Annotated in this window: 20 protein-coding genes; 9 read left to right on the top strand and 11 right to left on the bottom strand. The window is 40.0% G+C overall.

Annotation, left to right across the window (positions count from 1 at the left end; genetic code table 11):
* Positions 1-109: 109 nt before the first annotated feature.
* Both EQO05_RS14830 and EQO05_RS14825 read right to left on the bottom strand, forming a co-directional pair.
* Positions 110-349, bottom strand: coding sequence for a hypothetical protein (locus EQO05_RS14830; RefSeq protein ID WP_128507832.1), 240 nt, complete (start codon positions 347-349; stop codon positions 110-112).
* A gap of 87 nt (positions 350-436) precedes the next feature.
* Complete coding sequence (locus tag EQO05_RS14825; protein WP_128507830.1) at positions 437-841, bottom strand: pyridoxamine 5'-phosphate oxidase family protein; 405 nt, start codon at positions 839-841, stop codon at positions 437-439.
* Between the two features lie 140 nt (positions 842-981).
* Here EQO05_RS14825 and EQO05_RS14820 point away from each other — a divergent pair, with 140 nt between their 5' ends.
* Together EQO05_RS14820 and EQO05_RS14815 are read left to right on the top strand one after the other, a co-directional pair.
* Positions 982-1,596, top strand: a complete 615-nt coding sequence (locus EQO05_RS14820) for a nucleoside deaminase (protein WP_240664769.1) — start codon at positions 982-984, stop codon at positions 1,594-1,596.
* Positions 1,597-1,844: 248 nt separating this feature from the next.
* Positions 1,845-2,480 carry a fasciclin domain-containing protein gene (locus EQO05_RS14815; protein WP_240664767.1) on the top strand — a complete coding sequence of 212 codons (636 nt, stop codon included), beginning with the start codon at positions 1,845-1,847 and terminating at the stop codon, positions 2,478-2,480.
* Between the two features lie 297 nt (positions 2,481-2,777).
* Here the strand turns inward: EQO05_RS14815 and EQO05_RS14810 are convergent, their stop codons facing one another.
* The 3 genes from EQO05_RS14810 to EQO05_RS14800 all read right to left on the bottom strand — a co-directional run bounded on the left by EQO05_RS14810 (position 2,778) and on the right by EQO05_RS14800 (position 6,079).
* The gene (locus tag EQO05_RS14810) at positions 2,778-3,218 is read right to left on the bottom strand and encodes a pyridoxamine 5'-phosphate oxidase family protein (RefSeq protein ID WP_128507827.1); all 441 of its coding nucleotides are present in this window, start codon (positions 3,216-3,218) and stop codon (positions 2,778-2,780) included.
* Positions 3,219-3,800: 582 nt separating this feature from the next.
* Entirely contained in the window at positions 3,801-4,790 is a 990-nt protein-coding gene (locus tag EQO05_RS14805) for a GAF domain-containing protein (RefSeq protein WP_128507825.1), read from the bottom strand.
* A 401-nt stretch (positions 4,791-5,191) separates the two neighbouring features.
* Entirely contained in the window at positions 5,192-6,079 is an 888-nt protein-coding gene (locus tag EQO05_RS14800; protein WP_128507823.1) for a carotenoid biosynthesis protein, read from the bottom strand.
* 399 nt (positions 6,080-6,478) lie between these two features.
* Between EQO05_RS14800 and glgP the strand changes: the two genes are divergently transcribed.
* Entirely contained in the window at positions 6,479-8,155 is a 1,677-nt protein-coding gene (gene glgP / locus EQO05_RS14795) for an alpha-glucan family phosphorylase (RefSeq protein ID WP_164888586.1), read from the top strand.
* Between the two features lie 264 nt (positions 8,156-8,419).
* Here glgP and EQO05_RS14790 read toward each other — a convergent pair whose 3' ends face one another.
* Complete coding sequence (locus EQO05_RS14790) at positions 8,420-8,851, bottom strand: PKD domain-containing protein (RefSeq protein WP_128507821.1); 432 nt, start codon at positions 8,849-8,851, stop codon at positions 8,420-8,422.
* A 1,110-nt stretch (positions 8,852-9,961) separates the two neighbouring features.
* On the opposite strand from EQO05_RS14790, the gene EQO05_RS14785 reads away from it, so the two are divergent.
* Together EQO05_RS14785 and EQO05_RS14780 are read left to right on the top strand one after the other, a co-directional pair.
* Positions 9,962-11,437 (top strand): right-handed parallel beta-helix repeat-containing protein, encoded by a 1,476-nt coding sequence (locus EQO05_RS14785; RefSeq protein WP_370273888.1) that lies wholly within the window; start codon positions 9,962-9,964, stop codon positions 11,435-11,437.
* A gap of 514 nt (positions 11,438-11,951) precedes the next feature.
* Positions 11,952-12,827, top strand: coding sequence for a type II CAAX prenyl endopeptidase Rce1 family protein (locus tag EQO05_RS14780; RefSeq protein WP_128507819.1), 876 nt, complete (start codon positions 11,952-11,954; stop codon positions 12,825-12,827).
* 39 nt (positions 12,828-12,866) lie between these two features.
* Here the strand turns inward: EQO05_RS14780 and EQO05_RS14775 are convergent, their stop codons facing one another.
* Together EQO05_RS14775 and EQO05_RS14770 are read right to left on the bottom strand one after the other, a co-directional pair.
* Complete coding sequence (locus tag EQO05_RS14775) at positions 12,867-14,045, bottom strand: tetratricopeptide repeat protein (protein ID WP_128507817.1); 1,179 nt, start codon at positions 14,043-14,045, stop codon at positions 12,867-12,869.
* 128 nt (positions 14,046-14,173) lie between these two features.
* The gene (locus EQO05_RS14770) at positions 14,174-15,583 is read right to left on the bottom strand and encodes a hypothetical protein (protein WP_128507815.1); all 1,410 of its coding nucleotides are present in this window, start codon (positions 15,581-15,583) and stop codon (positions 14,174-14,176) included.
* A gap of 281 nt (positions 15,584-15,864) precedes the next feature.
* Here EQO05_RS14770 and EQO05_RS14765 point away from each other — a divergent pair, with 281 nt between their 5' ends.
* Together EQO05_RS14765 and EQO05_RS14760 are read left to right on the top strand one after the other, a co-directional pair.
* Positions 15,865-16,077, top strand: a complete 213-nt coding sequence (locus tag EQO05_RS14765) for a hypothetical protein (protein ID WP_128507813.1) — start codon at positions 15,865-15,867, stop codon at positions 16,075-16,077.
* 160 nt (positions 16,078-16,237) lie between these two features.
* Positions 16,238-16,450: a hypothetical protein gene (locus tag EQO05_RS14760; RefSeq protein ID WP_128507811.1), complete on the top strand. Its 213-nt coding sequence runs from the start codon at positions 16,238-16,240 to the stop codon at positions 16,448-16,450.
* A 71-nt stretch (positions 16,451-16,521) separates the two neighbouring features.
* Here the strand turns inward: EQO05_RS14760 and EQO05_RS14755 are convergent, their stop codons facing one another.
* Together EQO05_RS14755 and EQO05_RS14750 are read right to left on the bottom strand one after the other, a co-directional pair.
* Positions 16,522-17,043: a hypothetical protein gene (locus EQO05_RS14755; RefSeq protein ID WP_128507809.1), complete on the bottom strand. Its 522-nt coding sequence runs from the start codon at positions 17,041-17,043 to the stop codon at positions 16,522-16,524.
* Positions 17,044-17,473: 430 nt separating this feature from the next.
* Entirely contained in the window at positions 17,474-18,820 is a 1,347-nt protein-coding gene (locus tag EQO05_RS14750) for a NosD domain-containing protein (protein ID WP_128507807.1), read from the bottom strand.
* 263 nt (positions 18,821-19,083) lie between these two features.
* Between EQO05_RS14750 and EQO05_RS14745 the strand changes: the two genes are divergently transcribed.
* Complete coding sequence (locus EQO05_RS14745) at positions 19,084-19,590, top strand: hypothetical protein (RefSeq protein WP_128507805.1); 507 nt, start codon at positions 19,084-19,086, stop codon at positions 19,588-19,590.
* A gap of 112 nt (positions 19,591-19,702) precedes the next feature.
* Positions 19,703-20,995 (top strand): M48 family metalloprotease, encoded by a 1,293-nt coding sequence (locus tag EQO05_RS14740; RefSeq protein WP_164888585.1) that lies wholly within the window; start codon positions 19,703-19,705, stop codon positions 20,993-20,995.
* Between the two features lie 41 nt (positions 20,996-21,036).
* Here EQO05_RS14740 and EQO05_RS14735 read toward each other — a convergent pair.
* On the bottom strand, positions 21,037-21,756 hold a 720-nt coding region (locus EQO05_RS14735; RefSeq protein WP_128507801.1), incomplete at its 5' end, for an IS5 family transposase.

Genomic DNA, 21,756 nt, shown 5'->3' with positions numbered 1-21,756 from the left:
ACTACCAGAACAACCGGGCGGGCGGCCCGAAGCATACCCCATCCTTTAGGGTGGGGTGGCCGCCCGCAATTTGATTTATAGTATAATTATAGCATGCATTTAATACTCCTTATTTCTTTTTGCCGGTCGGTTTTTGTTTGTTTTTTCTTGAATTCCCAGGGAGTTTCTTATCAGGAGTGACTCCGTAATATTTTGTCCTTGCTGCTCCCCAGACGCAGCCGTTTTTCCCGAAGATCTTCAATTCGATATTCTGTATAGTCTTGCAAATTTTGTTTCCTTTTCTTGCACCCTTGCAAACTATACAGTATTTTTCACAAAAAACAGGCGGCTTTCCCTTATCTTCAACCATTCCTACACTCCCGGTAATGTATTTTTCATTCCCGGATACTTATTTGCTTATCCATATATTATCCTTATACAGGACAGCTTAATGCTATCAGAGCAATTTCTTTCCTGCGCCTGGACCGGGAGCGCACTGGAATACTTCGCTAATCCTGACTTCTATAAGGTTCTTTGCAGGAAGTCCGGGTTTTGCCGCATGCACGGTTGCTTTCATTTTTTCGAATTTTTCTCCGGAACTGATAATCTCGGTTTCACCTTTTATCTGGAAACAGCCGCCGGTTTCCGGTCCCCATACAAAGATTGCCACATTAGGGTTTTCTTTAAGATTCGCCAGGGATTTAGCCATAAAATTATCCGCAATCCAGATTACTTCGTCATCAACAAGCTGGCAGAACCCTATCGGCACTACATTTGGCATTCCTTCTCTTGAAGCTGTAGCTATGGGGAAGATCTTCACTTTTGAAAAAGCACTCTTCATCTCTTCGCTTAATTTTACCATGGTAATCACCATCAAGATGGTTGCAGTATAAATTTATATATTTAAGCGTCAGAATTGTGTACTGAAGGTCAAATTTGTGTAATTTTATAACCTTCTGGAAAAGGCTGATTAAAACTTCTTAAGCAAATCAGGGGTAGATCTTGAGGTTCAAAGATAATATCAGAGATCTGGGAGCCGAAATGCTTGAAAAAATCGGCTCTCAAAACAAAAAAATTATTAGCTGGAAAAGCTGGCTGCAAAAGTATAATTTCCTTCCGGAGTATCCGGATGATCCATATGCCTGGATTACGGATGTCCTTGCGCTGCAAGCCGTAGATTCCGGAAACTACGGAGTTGGCAGTATTCTAATCGGCACAGAAGGAAAAATTGCAGCTATGGGCTATAACCGCATGTATTCACCTTATTTCAGGAGTGACCTGCATGCAGAGATGGTAACTGTAAACCATTTTGAGGACGAAAACCCGCAAATTGACACCCTAAAAGGATATACTCTTTATACATCTATGGAATCCTGCCCAATGTGCCTGATAAGGCTGATCTCTGCCGGTATAAACAGAATTTTTCATGTCTCTCCTGACCCTATTGGCGGGATGGCAGATGCAATTCCCTTGCTGCCTCCCCTCTGGCAGGAGCTCTCAGGCCCACAGCTTTTCACAAAAGCCCGCTGTTCTGCGGAGCTCTCAAATGCTGCAACCGAAATCATGCTAATCAATGCAGAAGAACTTCTGGAGATCCTTAGAAAACGCCGTATGTAATTCTTATCTTTTAAAGATTTTTCCGGTTTCTATCTTTATTTTTACAGGTCCTGTTCTGTAAAAACAGATAGGATTATATAAAAGGAAAATCTACTGAAATGTGAAAATTTCATCATAAGTATAACTTTTAAATATATATTGGGGGGAGAGGTATCAGGAAATTTGGTATTCTTTTAGTTTTACTTTTAGCAGGAATATTATTTATTTCCGGCTGTGCGGAAAATGCTGAAGAAAACGAGATCGGTGTCGTGGAAGAGGAGGTAACTCCTATAGAAGGAGCAACTCCAGCAGAGGATGCAACTCCTGCTTCAGTGGAAGAAGTCGCGGAACCGGATGGTGAAGGTGCCGTGGAGGAGCTGATATCCGATGAGGAAGAGGTTTCCTTTGCTGGTGGGGGGGAAGTCACAATTCCGGGTGAAGGCGAAACTGGACAGGATAATGAAACCTCTGCTGAAAATCAGGAGCAAGGCAATGATCAAACAATTGTTCAGGTTGCGGAAGGTTCAGGATATGCTACCTTTGCTTCACTCGTAAGGGACACCGGGCTTGAAGAAACACTGAAACAAGGAGGGCCCTACACGGTTTTCGCTCCTACGGACATAGCCTTTGAGAGTCTTCCCGAAGGCATGCTCGATGAACTCAGTAATGACAGGGAAAAATTGAACCGTGTGCTGACCTATCATGTAACCAGCGGGGAATACAGGGCTTCAGGTCTTAAAAATGTGAATTCTCTTACTTCCCTTGAGACCGGGGAACTCGCTGTGAATGCCACAACCGATGAAAAGGTAACAATTGAAAGTGCAACTGTTATAGAGCCTGATATCATTGCAGGTAACGGAGTCATCCACGGAATTGATAGAGTACTTATTCCGTCGGAAATCTGAAAAGTAGAGGCAGGGAACCTGAGCAAACAATAACGTTCTGCTCTTCTCATTCCTTTTTTCTTTATTGATAAGTATTCTTCCTGTCAGTCAGCGTCTATTCTGCTTTGCCATTAAAGACTTATTCTTTTCGCCAGCCAGATTTCTATTTCTTCCTGTTGTTTACAGACCTTAAGATAGTGCTTTAGAGGTGTTTAAGATCTCCTTTGCAAGCCTGAAAAAAGATTGGATTAAAGTACGGATAGATTATTTTGAGTACTTCTACCAAAAATTAAAATACAGGTTTCTAAAATACAGGTTTTAGAGATTAACCTGTTCTCTGTGCCCGAATTCTACACTGTAATCCAGATAATAGATAACTTCAGGTTCGATTTTTATCATAATACTGTCCGGATCAGGCGGCATATCTGCAGCGACCGGGAATTTGGCTACCAGGATTTCGCCAACTTCTCGCAGTTCTTTTTCATCCGCAATTATTGTTGCCCTGCCTTCAATCTGAAGAGCCTGCATATCAAACCAATCAGAGTCGTCCTCATCGACAGTATATGCCACATAGGGATTCTCCATTATATTCTGGACTTTCCGGGTATTTTTATTGGTTGCCATATATACAACTGCGCCTTCGGATACATATGCCATTGTATGAGCCATTGGCCTGCCCTGCGGGCTTACGGTTGCAAGGTTCAGGTAGTAGTGATTTGAAAGATATTCGTAGATCTTGTCTTTAAGTTCTTCTGCCATAATCCCCCACCAAAATTTTATAACTTTAGCTAAAATCCCGTTTGATCGGGCTTTTTCTATCGGGTTGCCAGGATGCTATCAATTCCGAACAATTACCAGACCCGTGATCTAATTTACCAATCCATATTGTAATTTTCCAGACCTGAACTGAATCTCCAGTCCTGTACAGTAAAAAGGGAAAACTCATCTGTCCTGTCTTTCCCCATACAGTTTAGAAGGACAAAATTTATAAATTTTACTTATATCTGCAGTCAGCGGGAATATTAATGCTATAGATAAACGATTTTTCTACAGAGTAAAATAGAAAGATAGTAAATCCCGACTGGGAGAAAATATCTGAAAGGACCTGTGCTATCACCAGATATATTTCTGGATTTTTTCCCTTATTCAATCAGGTAGAATTATCTTCTTTTCCGGGAATAGTATGAAGAAATACTGAAGGATATATAAAAAAGAGCCTGTGATAATTAAAAAGGATTAAAAGGTGATTAAAAAGGATTAAAAGGTGATTAAAAAGGATTAAAAGGTGATTAAAAAGGATTAAAAGGTGATTAAAAGGATTAAAGGAAAAAACATTTCTATTCAGGATTTTTTTCTATTTATACATTCTTTTAGTTTTTCTTCGAGGCGGATACGGGAAATAAAGGATCCGAACTGGGTCGCAATGGTTTCTAGAACGGTGCGCACGCTGTCCGGAAGCTCATATTCCACGCTCGAAGCAAGGTAAAAAGTTGCAATAATCTTTTTCCCTGATCTTACAGGGATAATTGCGGTAGCTTTGAGATTTTCATGCCTGAGTGCATCATCCCTCGCGGTAAGGAGAAGATCTATATGCTGCTTGTAAACGGGCTGCCCTATCATAACAAGCCTGGTGTTCGGAGAATTGGCACTGTAGCTTGAGGCATGTTCAACAAAATTAGGTGAGAGCCCTCGATGAATGGCAAGCTTCATGTCTCCGGTCTCTTCATCTATAAGATAAATGCCTCCTGCATTGATTTCATCTATTTGAAAGCAGGAATCAAGCAGTTTTTCAAGAGTCTCGTTCAGGCAGCTGGAAGTGCTGAGGGAGATACCAAGATCCCTCTGGATGTAGAGCAGTTTCTCTTTCCGCTTCCGCTCGGTAATATCCAGAATTATTCCTTTAAGGTACTTTACAACCCCATTCTCATCGGCTTCAATAAAAGTCCTTTCATCAATCCAGCGTACCTCTCCCGATTTTGTCAGGATGCGGTACTCCTGAGAAAAATCCACGTAATCTTCCTCGATCCTTCTCAGAAGTTCTCGTTCAACCCTTTCCAGATCATGAGGATGCACAATGTTGCCATACAGGAGTTTCCCGGACGTAAAGTCTTCTACAGTATAACCGAATTGCTTTATATTTTCGGAGACAAACTCGGCAGGCCAGTACTTTTCCGGCCTCCAGAGGAAAACTGTCACAGGAACCTTATTAATTACTGAGATCAGCTCCTTTGCCATCTCCAGAGCGTTGCATAAAGCCATCTCATTGAGGTACTTACAGGTTTTTTGCCTGCCGTTCCCATTCCTTGCCGAGTTCGAAACCGCTTTAGACATTTTATTCTCCGCAAATCTAAAATCTTATAAAGGAAGCTACGAGAAAATTCCGTATATTTACATTTTTTGCTTCACAAACATAAAAGTACGCAATAAATTAAAAAGCTTGTGATTTGTATCTGAAAAAAGATCAGAATGCAGAGACTTGAAAGTTAGAATCTGTGGAGAGATCATCTGGAAAGAAATATACGGGAAAAATGGAAGAATAAGAGTAAAATATATATATTAAATTGGGACGGGTCGGCTTTTAGAATGTAAAAGTATATTTTACAGGTTTTAAAAACGTATTATATCCTTTCTCTGCCAGTCTACTATATCCCGGGAAACGTAATGTCCTGTATAAATAGCCAGTTTACCTGAGACAGGCAAAAAGGATTGTAAGACTGGGATTAATTGGTGGTCTAATCACTTGCTTTTTCCGTTTTGCTTTTCCTGTTCGACCGATGCCAGCAGTTTAGGGCATCTCGATGAAGCCCAAGTGCTATTATGCTCATAACCATACTTACCACCAGTAAAAAAGGTGGGTTCAGGATGGCGCTTGAAACTAATCCTGCTATCAGGAAATAGGCATGAAATCCTAGAGGCACAAGAAAGACAGAGGCAGCCTGAGACTTGACCTGGAATTCCGGGCGTAATGCCAGTATCAACAGCAGAGCACTTCCTAAGACTGCAACGATAATAGCATAGTGTATCAGGTCATTGGGAATGCTGGTAATGAGCTCGTTAGTAATAAGCACGCCCGTCGTGCCGCAGATTATAGCTCCTGCAGGGGAGAACCAGCGCCTCCAGAAGCCAGGGAGCTTTGATAGCAATCGAAGGCTTGCTGAAAATGAGAATACAACCCAGAACCATGCCCAGAAGTTGTTGTAAGGAACACCGAAGTACTGATGATCAAAACCTTTTCCCCAATCCCACATGCCCAGGCGGATGGCTATTGCATCTATGGAAAGGTCGATATTCAGGGCCATCAGGCCGTCGAGTACGGGTCGTGCCCATTCCGGAAGGCTGGTTTTATCGGAAAAGGAGCGAACGCTATAGATAATAGTTCCCCAGGCCACCCCAACGACCACAGGAACAGGCCCAAACATTACAAGAAAACATCCGTACTCGTAAGCGTCGAGCTGCTGGATTGTAGCCCATTCCAGCAGCAAGCCGAAGAACACCCCGGCAAAAAGTTGCCAGACCGCCCAGGAACCTCGTTGCCGTGCATTTTGCAGACAGACCAGAAAGAGCATTAAAACCAGAATCTCAAAGGAGAGAAAGTATGGATTTATCAGGGGCATACGCATTAAATACTAAATAACGGCTTAAAAAACTTGCGAGAATGTTTGATAACGTAATTCGTATAAAAACGCACGGAATCCTACGAGACCAGGCTCTGACCCGGCACCCTTGCTCTTGCTGGATAGCTTCCCTTCTTTCGAGAATAACATTTGTAATAGACAATTGTAAACAACTTTTCGTTAATTTTATCCAGATCCGGTATTTCCACTCATAATAATATTTGTCATAGTTTTCATATATTATAAGCCACTATGATATGCTATGAATATTTTTCGAAGCTTCAGGTTTACAGACTAAAGTTTTAAGGCTTTTTATTGTGGATATATTTGGGATTATCTTAGTAAACCGATGAGATTTTTTTATGCAAACTTATGTAAGAAGCGGATGTAGAGGAGTTTGATAATATCGACGACCTTCAGGGAGTATTGAGAGGACAGAAGATTGCCTATTTTTCTATGGAAATAGGTCTTGGCAGTGAAATCCCGACTTATGCGGGAGGTCTGGGGGTACTTGCAGGGGATACTATTCGCTCGGCTGCGGACCTGAACATTCCGCTGATAGCAGTAACCCTGGTGAGCAATAAAGGCTATTTCAGGCAGATCCTTGACCCGTCGGGGAATCAGGTAGAACATACCGAAGAATGGAACCCTGCCCGTTTCATGACGCTCCTGGCAGAACAGGTGAGTGTAAAAATCCAGGACCGGGACGTTAAAATCAGGGCATGGCTGTATAATTGCAAAAGCCTTACAGGAGGCAGCATACCCATTATTTTCCTTGATACCGATATCGAAGGGAACGAATGGGAAGACCGTAGAATTACGGATTCTCTCTATGGGGGAGACCAGCGCTACAGGCTAAAGCAGGAAATAATACTCGGTATAGGGGGAGTACGGATGCTTGATATTCTGGGATGCAGGGTCCGGAAGTACCATATGAACGAAGGGCACTCAAGCCTGCTCGGCCTGGAACTTCTGAGGCGCAACGGCACTGATCCTGTGAAAGTTAAGGAGCTGTGCATTTTTACAACACATACGCCTGTGGAAGCCGGACACGATAAGTTTGATTACGGGCTTGTCGAAGACCTTATTCAGGACAGAAACGATGTGGACATCCTAAGAAGATTCGGTGGAGTTGACCGCTTTAATACAAGCCTTTTCGCCCTTAACTTATCGAACTACGTCAATGGGGTCACGAAGAGGCACAGCCGGGTTTCAAGCGAACTCTTCCCTGGTTATCAGATCCAGGCGATAACAAACGGCGTTCATTCATATACTTGGACTTCTCCTTATTTCAGGAAATTATATGATCACTACCTGCCAGGCTGGGCAAATGAGCCTGAGCTTCTGGTAAGAATCGACGGAATCCCGGACAGCGAAATCTGGGAAGCCCACTGGAACGCAAAAAAAACCCTTATCGATGAGGTGAACCGCAGGACAGGTGTAGGTATGGACTACGAAGTCCTGACAATAGGCTTCGCGCGGCGCATGACCGCGTACAAGCGTGCAACCCTTATCCTCTCAGATCTCGAAATGCTCAAAAAAATAAACAGAAGAGGCAAAATCCAGCTTATTTTTGCAGGCAAAGCACATCCGCGTGACGAAGCAGGCAAGCAGCTCATCAAGGAGATTTTCAAAAGCATGGAAATGCTGAGGGAAGATATAAAAATCGCCTTCCTTGAAAACTACGACATGGACATGGCTGCAAAAATGGTGTCCGGGGTCGATATCTGGCTCAATACTCCAACCCGTCCCTACGAAGCCTCCGGCACAAGCGGTATGAAAGCTGCCCATAATGGGGTCGTGAATCTCAGCGTACTTGACGGCTGGTGGATAGAAGGCTGGATTGAAGGTGTTACCGGTTGGGCACTGGGTCCCCAGCCCGATGAAAAACTTTCCGAGGAAGAGGCAAAAGCTGCCGAACTCAGTGATCTTTATAATAAACTGTATTATATCATCGTCCCAATGTATTACGAGCGCAGGGATGAGTGGGTTAAATTAATCAACAACTCCATAGGCATGATAGCCTACTATTTCAACAGTCACAGAATGATGCGGCGTTATGTCACACACGCCTACCTGTAATTCATTATTCCGGAAAACTCGTCTTTACAGGCGGCAGAAGAATCATTTTCTCAAAAACAGTCAGACCATGAGAAATCCAGATCAGGTCTAACCCGGCAAGGTTCCGCACAAAGCCGGCTCACGGAGCCAGGACGATCCGGGAGTTAGACGATTCTGATTTTAAATAATAAATAAAAAAAGAATTTATTAATGTTAAATGTTGTTTACAGAAATTGGAAATGGTAAGTAAACTTTCTAATTTTCGAATTTAATTAGAATAAAAATTTACTTAACAACAATATTTTTATGAACCCACAACTTCTTGACGCAACCGTCACACTTGATAGTCATACAGCTGATATAAAAGCCCGTCTTTGGAAATTTGTGAATCGGGTTTTTTAGTGCTGGAGTAATTTTTGTTCCTTCGAGAGAGGTTCCGTCTCCAAAGTCCCATCTGATATATGTTTCTTTACCTTTTGAGAGATCCTTAAACTGCACTATACGCGGGTCGCTACTTGAAGCGGCTACCGCCGTATAATCGATACGCTCACTCCCGCAGCAGGATATGCGGGCTGTAGCTGGTGGAGTTCCTGCACCAAGAGGTGTCGGGGTCACAGTACATTTTGCAGAAACGCCTGAACACAGTAAAGTCAATATCATTAACATGGTAAAAATAGTTACTGTTATTTTCCATATAGGTTCTCTATTATTCTTCATTTATTCCCTCCTGTCTTTTTAGTTTAATCCGGGAACACCCGTAGCCAAAAACAACAGAGAAAATTATCTTATATACATACTTATTTTCAGGAAATCATATAAAAAGCGTGATGAAGATTTAAAGCTTTATAAAGCTTTATTTTTTTGCCTAAAAGATTATGGGGCTATAAATTCATTCAATATTATTCTCAATTGTTACAAACTTAAAAATAAGGACTGTGAGAAGGTTATACAAAAATTAACCTTGGGACAGATTTACATCCCTGGCAAAAATCGACTTTTGATTTCAAAGCATAGACATAGTTGCCCTGTATAAGTCTACTGGAACTTTTCCAAGTCCTTTAAGACAAGAGTTCGGAAAATCGGAAAACAACTCTATAAAATTAATTTTTATTGGTATGGTTCTGTTAATAATGATAGATTTAAAAGATATAATATATTAATAAAATATTATCAGGATTATCTGGCTTCTCACTTCAAACTGCTTTTATTCTATATATGATCCGGAAATCAATAAATTGCGTAATTAATTAAACTAATCCAACATAGCTGTAATTGTTTCAAAACTTTGCTCCTTAAATAGGATGAACAGGCTACCAAGGAGATTCTTCAAACGTTTAAGAAAATAAGAGATTAAAATAATATAATTGTCGTGATTACGATTTTTATATTGCTAATTTTCACAGAGTACTGGCTATTAAGAAAGAATATAAATATTAATAATTAAATGAATAAATTTACTGCTAATACAAATGAAAAAATATATAAATCGTTGTAAGAATTCACAAACTAATTAAAATATATACTTAACTAAATTATACAATACAAAACATGAATTTTGAAGTTCCTGACAGATTTGAAAGTCTATTCTGAATGATCAGACAGAAAGAGAATCAGGATGGCCAGATTACAATATAAGGTCCCGGGAATTTTCAGAATTCCATACAAGTTGAAATTTTCTTCAGATCAGGGCTCATATTTCTACAACCAGAAAATATGGCTTGCCGGGTTTAGACAGTATTATAGCGGCACTCAACGGAGCGCTTATGATCATGTCCTGAATGGTTTACATTAACACTCAGTCTCCTTACTGTTTAAAAGGACCCTTAAATGAAAGCGAGTGATGAAATGACCGAGAAATCTCTTAAGTATGTCGGGCAAGACGGGAAAAAAATAAGCTTATACATTATAGTTTTCATTTCCCTCATTTTACTGGATGTAGTTATTGTTCACAGCCTGATACAGTCAAATCCTCCACTTAAACAACCAGACTCGATTGTGTGGGTAGCTGGCGATGGAAGTGGAAATTTTACCTGCGATGGAATTGATGATCAGGTAGAACTAAGCCAGGCTCTTGCATATGTTGCAGAGAGCCCGCAGTTTACGACAGTTTATTTGAAGGGTCCGAATACGTATTATCTCTCAGATACGGTTTTCATTGGAAATAATACAACACTGGAAGGCGATCCTACAGCGGTAATTAAACTTATTGACCATGCGGACTGGCCAGTTGGCAAGCCCATGATAAAGCAGATTAACGGTACCGAAATCCATAACGTCACTATAAGGGGATTTGAAATCGACGGAAACCATGACAATAACCAGGATAAGCCAAAAGGATACGGATACTACAATATGATCCATTTCCGCGACTGCAATGATATTAAAGTCCATGATATGTATATGCATGACGGACATGGGGAAGGGATGAAAGTAGATAATGGTTACAATATTCAGTTTTATAATAATCTTATATATAAAACGGGGCATAATGGCCTTTTTGCCGAAAATTCCCAATACGTAGAGGGCTGGAACAATAAAATCACAGTAAGGACTGACAGCGGTTTTAGATCAAGGAATTCAAACCATGTAAAAATCCATGATAATGAAATCGACTCATTTTACCACTGGAGTGCAGGCGGCGCTGGAATTCTTATTGAGAAAACAACACATACCGTTAACGACATAGAGGTATATAATAATACAATCCGGAATACCTATGGTCCTGGAATCTGGTTGATAGGCTGTTGCCAGCCTTATTCCAGGGAAGACGCCAGGGACGTCCACATATATCACAATATGTTTCAGGGTACAGGTGCAAACCCGAATATTGACTGGGTGGGGGGTATAGTGACAAGCGGATTCTATGATACCCTGGTCGAAAACAATACCTTTGATGGAGTATATCACGGTGCAATTGTTCAAATGTATCCTGCAGGAGGTACTCATATTTATCCCACATATAATAATTCAGGTCACATTGACCTCTCACCTAAAGATACGGGATACGCAACAATTGTCCGCAATAACATTATTGCAAATACCAGACAGCGTCAAAAAGATCCTGACGGGACGGGGTATGGAGCAATTAACTATTTGCCTGAGACACATACTGTTATACTGGAAAATAACTGTCTGTACGGTAATGCTGCAGGTAATTACCTGAACTGCACATCAACTACTGATATTTATGAAGATCCTCTTCTTCTAGACCAGAAAATAGGTGCCGGATACTCTTCGAAACAACATCCGAAAAACATTAACCAATCTTCTATAAACTCTATATTTTTAGGGAGATGCTCATAATACACCTGAACTATATCGGATTTGAGGACCTGAAATAAGGCTGGCTTTTCACTTGCAAGGGATACGTGGGAATATTTTCCTCACGTACACCTTCAATTCTTCTTTCATGCAATTGTATTTATTCCGCTAATTCCTGATATCCGTTCATTACCGGGAATATTTCATTCTCAAGGCTCTTCTTTTCCATCTCGATAGTATCTTTATCAGGCTTTTCCGATCTCATGCTCTATTATATTTAAACAGAAATCCGATGGTGGCAGTAAGGTTGCAGGTACTACTTTATAATATCTCTGCTCAATTTTCCCAGCTCTATAATGCATTTCACTATTGGAATAATAAAAAAGTCGATATTATTTGCAATGAAAAAAGCAATAAAAAAATTAATATAGTTTTGATATAAACACTCATCTTAATTCGCCTGATTTCATATAACTGCTGTCAGCGCGAAAAAACGTTTTAACGTCGAGATATTCGTAATAAATGATTTTTAAATTTGCTAAATGGGGAAGTTCAGGTGGATAAAAAAGTTCTTCGCAATACGGTTGTGTTTATTGTCCTTGTTATTCTCAGTGGTTGGATAGGGGTTCTTGTAGATTCTACCCTTCCCGAGCGACCAGACGGTGATTCTCCCGGTATGGGGATATGGCTGGTATTGCCTATGTTTATTGCAATTGCAATCAACATATTCTCAAAGGGCAGCTGGAAAGATTTCGGTTTCAAGCCGAATTTCAAAGGAAACATAAAATGGTATTTGATTGCTGCTTTGATTTTTCCCGTTGTAACAGCAACTGTTCTGACAATCGGTGTTATAACAGAATGGATTGACTTATCAACCTTCGACCTCAGAACTTTAACCCTGGCTTTTTCCAGTACTCTGTTATTTAATTTTATTAAAAATATTTTTGATGGCACCCCTTTACACAGTTATCTTACTTCCCAGCTCCTGAAGTTAAATCTTAATGATTGGAAGATATATCTTATTGTTGGCAGTGTTTGGGGAATCTGGCATCTCCCATATTACCTGGTCTTTTTACCCGAAACCGACCTCCAGGCAGTGTTACCGGTAAGCCGGGCTATAATTTCCATTTTTATGATTATAACAATGGTATGCTGGGCAGTGATGTTTATTGAGCTTTACAGGGTAACAAAGTCAATCTGGCCGGGTGTTGTATTACATATGGTAGAGGATTCGCTGGTAAATCCCTTAGTTGTATCAGGTTTTGTCAGCATTGCAGCAGGAAAAGAAATTCTTATTTCCCCTATTATTGGAATTACGACTTCAATTCTTTACTTATTAATCGGAGTTGGAATAAGAACCTATAGAATAGAGGCAAACAGAATGCTTCCAGTTGATGGAGAATCAGTTAGTGGAAAATCAGTTAATGGGTAATAGCATTTGTTAATTCCATATTATTTGTTAATTCCAAATTTATTTTTCTTCAGAGCCAGGCTTTTTGATCTTTGTACGGGCTGTTTCAGCCTGGGTTTTGAAACCCCTGCTCTCCCAGAGGTCAGCTGCAATCTTAATAGCGTTTTCCGCTCCTTTCGGGTTGGCAAGCTTCAGGAAAACTCTGCCTTTTTCATACCAGGCGTCTGGAAAATCCGGTTTCTGCCGGGTTGCTTTTTCAAAGGCGTGCAGGGCTGCTTTTTCCGAGCCGGTTTCGGAAAGTATTCTTCCCCTGAGATGCCAGGCTTCTGCATTCCCGGGTTTTCCCTCAAGGGCTTTTTCAAATGCCTCTCTGGATTTTTCAAGTTCTCCGAGCTTTAAATGCAGTTTGCCCTTTTCAAACCAGATATTTGAGTCCTCAGAATTCTTTTCCAGGGCTTTTTCGGATTCCTTCAAATCTTCTTCACACTGGCGTATCCGGGCAAGCACGGCGTCCTTCCCTTCCCAGGCGTTTTTCTGTACAGGGTTTAGGGAGATAGACCTCTCGAAAGCTTCAAGCGCCTGGCTGAAGCGCTCAAGTTTTACGAGTGCAAATCCGGAATTGGTCCAGAGCCCCGGATGATCGGGATTCATCCGCGAGGCGCTCTCAAATGTTTCAAGAGCCTCTTCATAGCGTTTGAGTTTCAGGAAGGTATTTCCTTTATGAAAAAGGGCTGGAAAATGCCCGGGATTTTCGGAAAGGACTGTCTCAAAAGCCTCAAGTGCAAGCCTTAGCCTGCCCTGCCTGTAAAGAGTTACTCCTTCCTCATAGAGGCTTTCCGCATTTTTCTGACAGCTTTCTTCCGGAATCCCGCCATCGGGATGGTTTTTCCGAAGCCCGGTTTCCGAAAGATACCTGAAATCCGGAGAGGCTTCCGAGCCAGGCCTGATATCAAGGTATATGAATTCTTCTTTCGGTACAAAGGATTTGCAGATCCAGCCTGGCTCAATCTTCCGGTTTGTAATGACGCAGTATCCATTGGCTTGCTTGGAACAGACCCCGCAGCAGTAAATCCGCCTTTCCAGCCGATACCGGATCTGGTCAAGTTCAGTGGTAACCAGCCCCTCATTCAGCCTTGTCTTAAAAATCTCGTACGGGATGTTTTTAATCTTGATATAGACGGTTGAAGGGGCAGGTGGGTCCCATTCCGGGGCATTTGAGGCTTGTTTTCTGCAAATCATATCCTGGCAGGTTTCTCCTTACTGGAATTTTTTTCTTAATGAAATTACGTATCGAAACTACAGATTTTCGCAGGTTATATATTTATCACAGGTTATATATTTACTGTGGATTAAATATTTAAATTTGTTCATGCCAGGGAGGATTCGGCTGCGTAGTCGAAATTCCACCAGCCGCTTTTCTCACTTTCCTGACCTTCGGAACTTACAGCCCATACACGCCAGCGGAAGGGTGTCTTCAAAGGAGGCTCAAAAGAGTAACTGGTTGTGGTTATACCGGACTCTATCCCGGACCCGGCTGACTCCGAGAGCCATAAACCGGAACCTGAATCATACTGATCGATTTCTACTGCGTAGTTTGCCGCGCCGGGAACAGCTCTCCATTCCAGTGTGATTCCGGACGTGGAATTGTCAAATACCGTTCCATCCGCAGGCGAAAGCTGCTCTGGCGTTGAGATTAACTCAGGGGAAGGTGCGGAAACAGGCTCCTGAGCAGCAGGTGCAGAGGCTTCCTTTACGGATACGATTTTCGTAGCATCCACGCTCCCGAACTCGTTTGTAGCTGTCAGGGTATAAGTTGTGGTTTCACCGGGGAAGATATGCTGACTGCCAGTCAAACCCACGGTTCCTATTTCGGGCTCTATCGAGACTTTCGATGCTCCGGAAACACTCCATGTTAAACTGGAGCTCTCTCCCTGCCCGATAGTATCCGGAATTGCATTAAAAGAGCCTATGGACGGCAACTTTTCCCTGGGTGCCTGACTCTCCTGAGGTGCTGAATTCTCCTGAGAGTTCGAGTTTTCTGGAGGTGCCGTACTTTCCTCAGGTATCGGATTCTCCTGAACTGCTTCTTCTTTCTCAGGGGTCAGGCTTTCTTCCGCTAACGGAAGCTCCGATTGAGAAACGTTCCCGGAGGTTGCAGTATTTTCCTCAACTGCAACGGTACAGTAAATTGCATCTTCTTTATCCCCGTTTGAAGCTATAAGTTTGTATGTTGTGGTGCTGGCAGGGGACACGTTAAGTGTTCCGGTGGGCTCTGTAACTCCTATATCAGGCTCTATGGTGACGTTTGAAACCCCGGCAACGTGCCAGTTAAGGATTGCACTCTCGCCTGGATTAATGGAATCAGGGCTTGCATCGAACGAGCTAATGATGAGAGGTTCCTGAGAGTCTTTATTAACCGTGACAGTGCACACAGCCACTTTTTCTTTTCCCTTACCGGTAGCTGTCAATTTATAAGTTGTAGTTTCGGAAGGGGATACGGAGAGCGATCCATTAGAGCTTACGGGGCCTATGCCAGGCTCCAGTGTAATATTGTCCGCTCCAGAAACCCCCCAGCTCAAAACCGAAGCTCCTCCCGGCTCGATAATTTCAGGGCTTGCGTCGAAATTATTGATTCCTACCACAGTCGCAGGAAAAAGCGCTTTAACAGCAATAGCTATGCTCAGCAGGGTAGCAATTAACTTAATAGCTTCCGGCAATGATGCCCATATGGATTTTAAATGGTCCCACATTGATTCCTTGATGTCTTTTTTATCCATAACCAGACTCCATACAACCTGTAAAGTTAAAACAAACAACCATCTTATTGGCAGGTTGAAAAAATGTGTTTTTCAGGAAAGTTCACCTGAAAAGCCGACTTAAACATTATATTCTTTTTTTAATTGGACTTGAAATATATCTCGTAGTTTAATAGTATAATATATATTAATTTTGGGATATATTTTCAGAAAGTTAAAAAGCAAAAGCCTGCAGGTCAAGCTATTTATACACGCCGTCTAATAAATATTATTTTAATTAATATTATAACAGGGGTGATTACATGAACGGTCACTGCAAGCAAAAACATGGCGTTCCGGCATTATTTTCTTTCTTCATCCCAGGTCTGGGCCAGCTTGTAAAGGGAGATTTAGCCAAGGCAGCTGGCATCTGGGCAGCCCTGATTGTCTGCGCATTTATGAGCATCATAGGCATTGGATTACTAATGGGCCTCGTTGTCTGGATTGCACAGGTATATGATGCCTACAATGCGTGAGAAAACAGGTTAACAGGTTAAGAAGGTCGTTTTACAGGAGAACTTTATAAAAAAATGACTTTTTAAGTCGAACTACTTAAATTACTTAAATTATTAAATTATTTAAACTACTTAAATTGCTTATATTCCCCTCTTATCAAGTGTTCAAAAGGTAAGCTCTATGAACTGTTACTATAAGAAAACACACGGAATTCCAGCCTTATTTTCCTTTTTCGTCCCTGGGCTTGGTCAGCTTGTAAAGGGAGACCTGCTTAAAGCGCTGGGGATCTGGATAGCCTTTATCGTCACCAGCGCCCTGCATGTTTTCGGGATTGGATATTTAATATGGCTGATTATATGGGTCTGGCAGCTGTATGATGCCTACAATGCCTGAATAAAAAGGTTAAGAGGCATCTGGATAGAATATTGTTAGAATAATCTGAATAGAATATTGTTAGAATAAGATCAGTATCTGCGCACCATTTCAGCCTGCCATTCCGTCTCAGGCCATCCTCTGAAACCCCTTGATTTGTTTGTCCTGTCCAGGTAATTTACTACTTCATCCGCCGAAAAGCCAAGATCCCTGAGCACACACCCAAGCACCGTGCCAGTCCTGCCAATCCCGCCAACGCAGTGTACAACAGTGCCTTCTCCTGCGTCCATTTCTCTTCTTACAACATTAGCTGCTTTCCTGACAAGCCATTCCAGTGTATCAGGGTCATACGGAGCATTACCATAGTGCAGGTCTTCCAGTTCCGCAGAAAAAAGTACTTTGAGAGGATAGGGGTCGTAAGATACCTCAGAATCACAGAGGCAGACAACGCCTGAGAAACCTGCATTACCTATTTTCTCCCAGGGCGTGTACACGGCTGGATAGGACATGCCAGCCAGAGGTACAGGTTCTTTGAGCACTACGTAAAAATTCAGGGGGATTCGGATGCCTTCGATTATGGGCATTGCGAGGGGAGTAAGTAATGAGGATGACATGAGAAGAGTATGAGATCAGAAGATATAATTTTCATTTAAAGAACGGAATATTTGAGAATAAGTATAAGTCAGGTAAGTTATTCAACAATAAATTAACAAAACCTTATCTATCTTCGAGTTAGCCTGAGCGGGTTTGATAAGAATCGAGTGATCTTGTGGCTGTTGAAAAGGTTATTCTAACTGGTGGGACATGCTGGAAAAAAATTGGTTTTCATTGGAAAAACGAAAGCTAAAGGCGGCTATGTAAAGGATTATTGTGTAGACAATAATTGTTGCTATAATAATCTTAAACATTAGTAAAGAGTCTAAGTTACTGAAAATTCTCATTTCCTCTAATTAAATCATCAACTCTAAATACTTTAGGGGCACTGGTAATTTGATTTCAGAAAAATCTTTTTTGTTCGTCGTGGCTTAATTACAGTCTTTTGATTTAACTTCTTTTCCTCAATAATAAATATATTAATCCAAGAATTAATGTTCCCGTCAGAATAGTTAACGGGATCACGGGATTTGGATCATACTCTCTGATATTTTCAGTGTTGTTTGAAAAGAAGTTATTTTTCAAAGTATTTTCCGCTGAATTTTCAAAATATATCCCACAATAACAGAGTGAAATATTGTTTCCGGCTAAAACATTCTCCTTACAATCAGATAGTCCTATCCCGGTGACATTACTCAGGCGAATAATGTTATTCTTTAGAATATTTCGATTGGAATTCTGTAATGAAATCCCAATATTATTAAAGGAAATATTGTTTGAGATTAAAATATTATTATTGCTTAAATCATGAAGGAATATTCCCTCATAAACATTGAAATTGGCACTATTATTCTCTAACGTATTAAAAGTTGAATTTCTTAGATGGATCCCGAAATTACCACAGGATTCTATCTCATTGTTATCCAGCATATTCCTCATACAATTCTCCATATAGATACCTACGAAATGATTTGCGCTAAAATTATTGTTATTCAAAGAATTGTAATTAGAAGAAGCCATGGAAATCCCATTGTTCCCATTAAGATCCGCTTTATTCTCATTTACTACATTATTACTGCAGTTATCCATGACAATACCAAAAAAGCTGTTGAAGCTTGCATTATTATCATATAAAGTGTTATTTGTGGAATACCTAAATGAAAAGCCATAATCATTCGAACTTACATTGTTATAGAACAAAGAATTATTATCTGAGTTGTATAAGTACAAGCCAGTAAAATTATTCGATGGGACAGTGTTATTAATTAATATATTAAAGTCAGAGTTATTAAGATAAATTCCGGCAAAACGGTTTGAGTTTACGTTGTTGTTCAGTACCGAATTATTGAAGGACGATTTTAAGAAGATTCCAGCACTGGTATTCACCACTGTATTATTTTCAATTATACAATCTTGGACTTCTTCCAAAAATATTCCAGCATTACTAAGATTGCCTGAACCCACGATTCTGAACCCAATTATCCCTACTGAATCAGCATCTACATATAAGAGACTCTTGCTTTCGTTTTTAGCCTTTACAATAACTCCATTAGAATTTTTTGATTCAGAATAAATTGTTAACTTTTTATTTACCTCAAGGTTTTCTACATATGTACCGTTGGAAACGATTATCGAATCACCATCTTTCGAATTATCAATAGCTTCCTGTATTGAACGAAAATCCTTTTCTCCCGATTTAGAAACTGTAACTACATTCGGAGTTGCGATGCTAACACTCAATGAAAGGAGTTGAATAGTTAAAAAGAAGACTACCATTCTCAATATTATTGTTCTCAATTTAATCGCCTTCTCCCTATTCAAAGTAAAATTGATATTTTTATCAGGGACTTAATATAATATAAGGATTTCTTCGCAAGCCTTCGGAAAAAAGATTCTGATAATCATTTCCCTTGAATTTTTATTTCAAAACCACATAAAAATGAAATTATATAATTGCAATAAAAAGCTCTTAAGATGATGTATCCAGAATGCGATGAAAGAAATAATGAATATATAAATTCTACAAGGTTTGTTCTGCCAAGAATAGGAAGGGAGTGAGTATGGATATCATGAAAGAAATATCAATAAAAATTGCCGAGGCTGCAGTTCCTGATGAAGTGGATCTAGCTCCTATTATGACTGATGCTTTTGTTCAAGGGGGAAAAGAAAAAAAAGATCTTTTTATAAAACAGGGAGATACAGAATTGGGAGCATTCGGGCCAGTTGGAGGCATCGTATTGTTTCCATGGATTTTGCAAGGAATAGCAGCTACTGCCCCTTTTATCCTTCAAGTATTGAGAGCAGAACAGCTTGAGAAGTACCTCTCAATTATAAACGGTTTTCTAGGAGTCTGTGAGAAACTGAAAAGAAAAGAGTCTACTAACCAGCTACCTGATCACCTTTCAGCACCTTTAAACAAAGTTTTGGATACATTTTCGTCAGAGTTAAAAGCCTCTGGACTTCCAGAAGAACAATGTGAAAGAGTCGTATCAAATGTTCTTCTTACTCTACTAAAAGACCCATCCGGTTCTTTTGTGTTTGTTGAAAAAGTCTCTGGACCCGAATGATATTATGTCCCATCAAAAGTGCCAAACGCTCCCTCCTTGGCTCTGGGTATGGCTTACTCTATACGTTTACTCACTTCCTATACTAATCAAACACTGGCAGGAATATTATGATTTGTTTTCAATCTCTATGAGAGCACCTTACTTAGGGATAAAAACCCATTTTCCATATTTACTTTCATTGATCAACGTACCCAGACTAATCCCTTCTATAGTCTTATTCTTAGGAACGTTAACTGTAATTGCACCTCAATTACGAAAATATCATCTTGAAAAAAAATATTACTTGACTGAGGATTATACAAGGATTCCAGCTATTCTAGAGATTGAAGAATTCCTCAAAAAATATGCTCCAGACATTATAATAAAAGCTAACTTTATCCGATTTAGAGATGAAAGTACTTTTATCTATCCATTAGGATATCGCAAAACAGCTATAGCCATACCTAGTAAATTTATCAAGTCTTGGCGCGCTGATAGAGCCGGAACTGAAGCTGTTCTGCTTCATGAAATTGGGCATTACAGAAATGGTGATGCTCTTATTTTAGGAACTGGAAGTCTCTTTGAAATTACAGTTAAATATTCCTTGACAATCGTTGTCTTTCTTTATATTATTCCACTGACCCTAGTAACCGCTGATCAGAATATTATTTTATTTTACGATAACCTAGCAAGCTTATTCTCTACTCTGCACATAATGAAGGACACAGGCACTCCTAACTCAGAGCTGTTAATTTATTTTGTAATACAGGTTAAATTCATAATTTTTACTCGAGGCAGCTACTTATTATTAGTTATGCTTCCCGAAAGAATAATGGACTTAGTGTTCCTTCTTTTCCTCACGTTATCTACATTCATTATTCCGATCATAGGAATCTGGTGTGAAGAACTGAACGCAGACAGATTCATGTTAATGTCAAAAAGAAATGATTTAGAAACTTCGTTAAAAACGTTGGAAAAACTGGAAGATGAGAAATCCTTGAAAAGTTGGCTCTTATCTCAAGTATCTCATCCTCCAAAAGCGCTGAGACACTGGATGGCTCTCCACTCTTGCGAGAAAAAAAGTCTTCTATCATTTATCTTTTTCTTTCCATTAGCATATATAATCCAACTGCTTATTCTCCTGATACAAGCCCTGTCCAGTTACACGATAAGTTATTTGACAGGATACCTCAATATGCAGGAGATTTTGGAAAAACTTCTCAACGACCTCGTAACAGCCATGAATAGAATGTCACCTTATTGGTTATTTTTTGCAATTTTACTTTTATTATGGCCTCTCATTGCAGTTTATTGGGTAAAGTTCATTTCAGGATCAAGTGAAACTTACAATTGGGAAAACTACAGAGGGTATTTTTTCAGTTCAATAGTCTTGATAGTCATTTCAATTTTCTGCTATACCCTTTAAAGCCAAAGTTAAAATTCAAACATTTGTGCAAGGTTTTGACATCAATATCTCGGCTCTGTAGAAATCCTTAATTCGATCCATATTATTTCTATTACTTTTTTGTTTATGTTATAGACTATCAGTTTAACTTTTACTTCTTTTACTTGATTTCTAACCTTTCTTGCTCTTAATGTTTCTCCAAATTTCCTTTTTACGACAGATATTACTGTCTCTACTATATTCCTTCTATTGTATGTGATTTTGTCAAACTCTTTTTTTAACTGCTTTCTATATTTTCCGTTTATTCTCTTTCTTTTCCTTTCTCTTAAAGGTACTACTGAATCTGCTTTTATCTCTTCTTTTATCATAGTATGAATTTCTTCGGAATCATATCCTTTATCCATTACATAACATTGAGACTTTCTTAACTTATTTGATTGTCTTATCAGAGTTTCTGCATGCTTGACATCATGATCTGTTTTTTGGCTGATTTTCCATCCTAATATTACTTTTTTATCAGTAGATACTGATATTGAAGTTTTAAGGAAGCTCCGAAGGAGCTTCCCTGTTCTTTTAGAATAATAATGACTTGCATATGAATTCGTAAATCCAGTTGCGTCAATTGCTGTAATAGAAGCATTTTCTCCGTGTGAATAAAATAGTTTTAGAGTTTTTGACAAAATTAGGTTAAACAATGAGGAAGGAATTCTGGACACAAACTTTTGAAGAGTAGTATAATGAGGAACCTTATCAAGGTCAAGTTTTTCCTTTATATTATTCAT

It is taken from the genome of Methanosarcina sp. MSH10X1 (genome assembly GCF_004099695.1).
GTDB lineage: Archaea > Halobacteriota > Methanosarcinia > Methanosarcinales > Methanosarcinaceae > Methanosarcina.
The sequence above is the reverse complement of the archived record's forward strand: the minus strand, read 5'-3'. Positions and strand labels throughout refer to the sequence as shown.

What these genes read in the sequence shown, in the direction of transcription:
- EQO05_RS14830 (WP_128507832.1), bottom strand. Translation starts at nt 349, where the DNA reads ATGGTTGAAGATAAGGGAAAGCCGCCTGTTTTTTGTGAAAAATACTGT.
- EQO05_RS14825 (WP_128507830.1), bottom strand. Translation starts at nt 841, where the DNA reads ATGGTAAAATTAAGCGAAGAGATGAAGAGTGCTTTTTCAAAAGTGAAG.
- EQO05_RS14810 (WP_128507827.1), bottom strand. Translation starts at nt 3,218, where the DNA reads ATGGCAGAAGAACTTAAAGACAAGATCTACGAATATCTTTCAAATCAC.
- EQO05_RS14805 (WP_128507825.1), bottom strand. Translation starts at nt 4,790, where the DNA reads ATGTCTAAAGCGGTTTCGAACTCGGCAAGGAATGGGAACGGCAGGCAA.
- EQO05_RS14800 (WP_128507823.1), bottom strand. Translation starts at nt 6,079, where the DNA reads ATGCGTATGCCCCTGATAAATCCATACTTTCTCTCCTTTGAGATTCTG.
- EQO05_RS14790 (WP_128507821.1), bottom strand. Translation starts at nt 8,851, where the DNA reads ATGAAGAATAATAGAGAACCTATATGGAAAATAACAGTAACTATTTTT.
- EQO05_RS14785 (WP_370273888.1), top strand. Translation starts at nt 9,962, where the DNA reads ATGAAAGCGAGTGATGAAATGACCGAGAAATCTCTTAAGTATGTCGGG.
- EQO05_RS14775 (WP_128507817.1), bottom strand. Translation starts at nt 14,045, where the DNA reads ATGATTTGCAGAAAACAAGCCTCAAATGCCCCGGAATGGGACCCACCT.
- EQO05_RS14770 (WP_128507815.1), bottom strand. Translation starts at nt 15,583, where the DNA reads ATGGATAAAAAAGACATCAAGGAATCAATGTGGGACCATTTAAAATCC.
- EQO05_RS14765 (WP_128507813.1), top strand. Translation starts at nt 15,865, where the DNA reads ATGAACGGTCACTGCAAGCAAAAACATGGCGTTCCGGCATTATTTTCT.
- EQO05_RS14760 (WP_128507811.1), top strand. Translation starts at nt 16,238, where the DNA reads ATGAACTGTTACTATAAGAAAACACACGGAATTCCAGCCTTATTTTCC.
- EQO05_RS14755 (WP_128507809.1), bottom strand. Translation starts at nt 17,043, where the DNA reads ATGTCATCCTCATTACTTACTCCCCTCGCAATGCCCATAATCGAAGGC.
- EQO05_RS14745 (WP_128507805.1), top strand. Translation starts at nt 19,084, where the DNA reads ATGGATATCATGAAAGAAATATCAATAAAAATTGCCGAGGCTGCAGTT.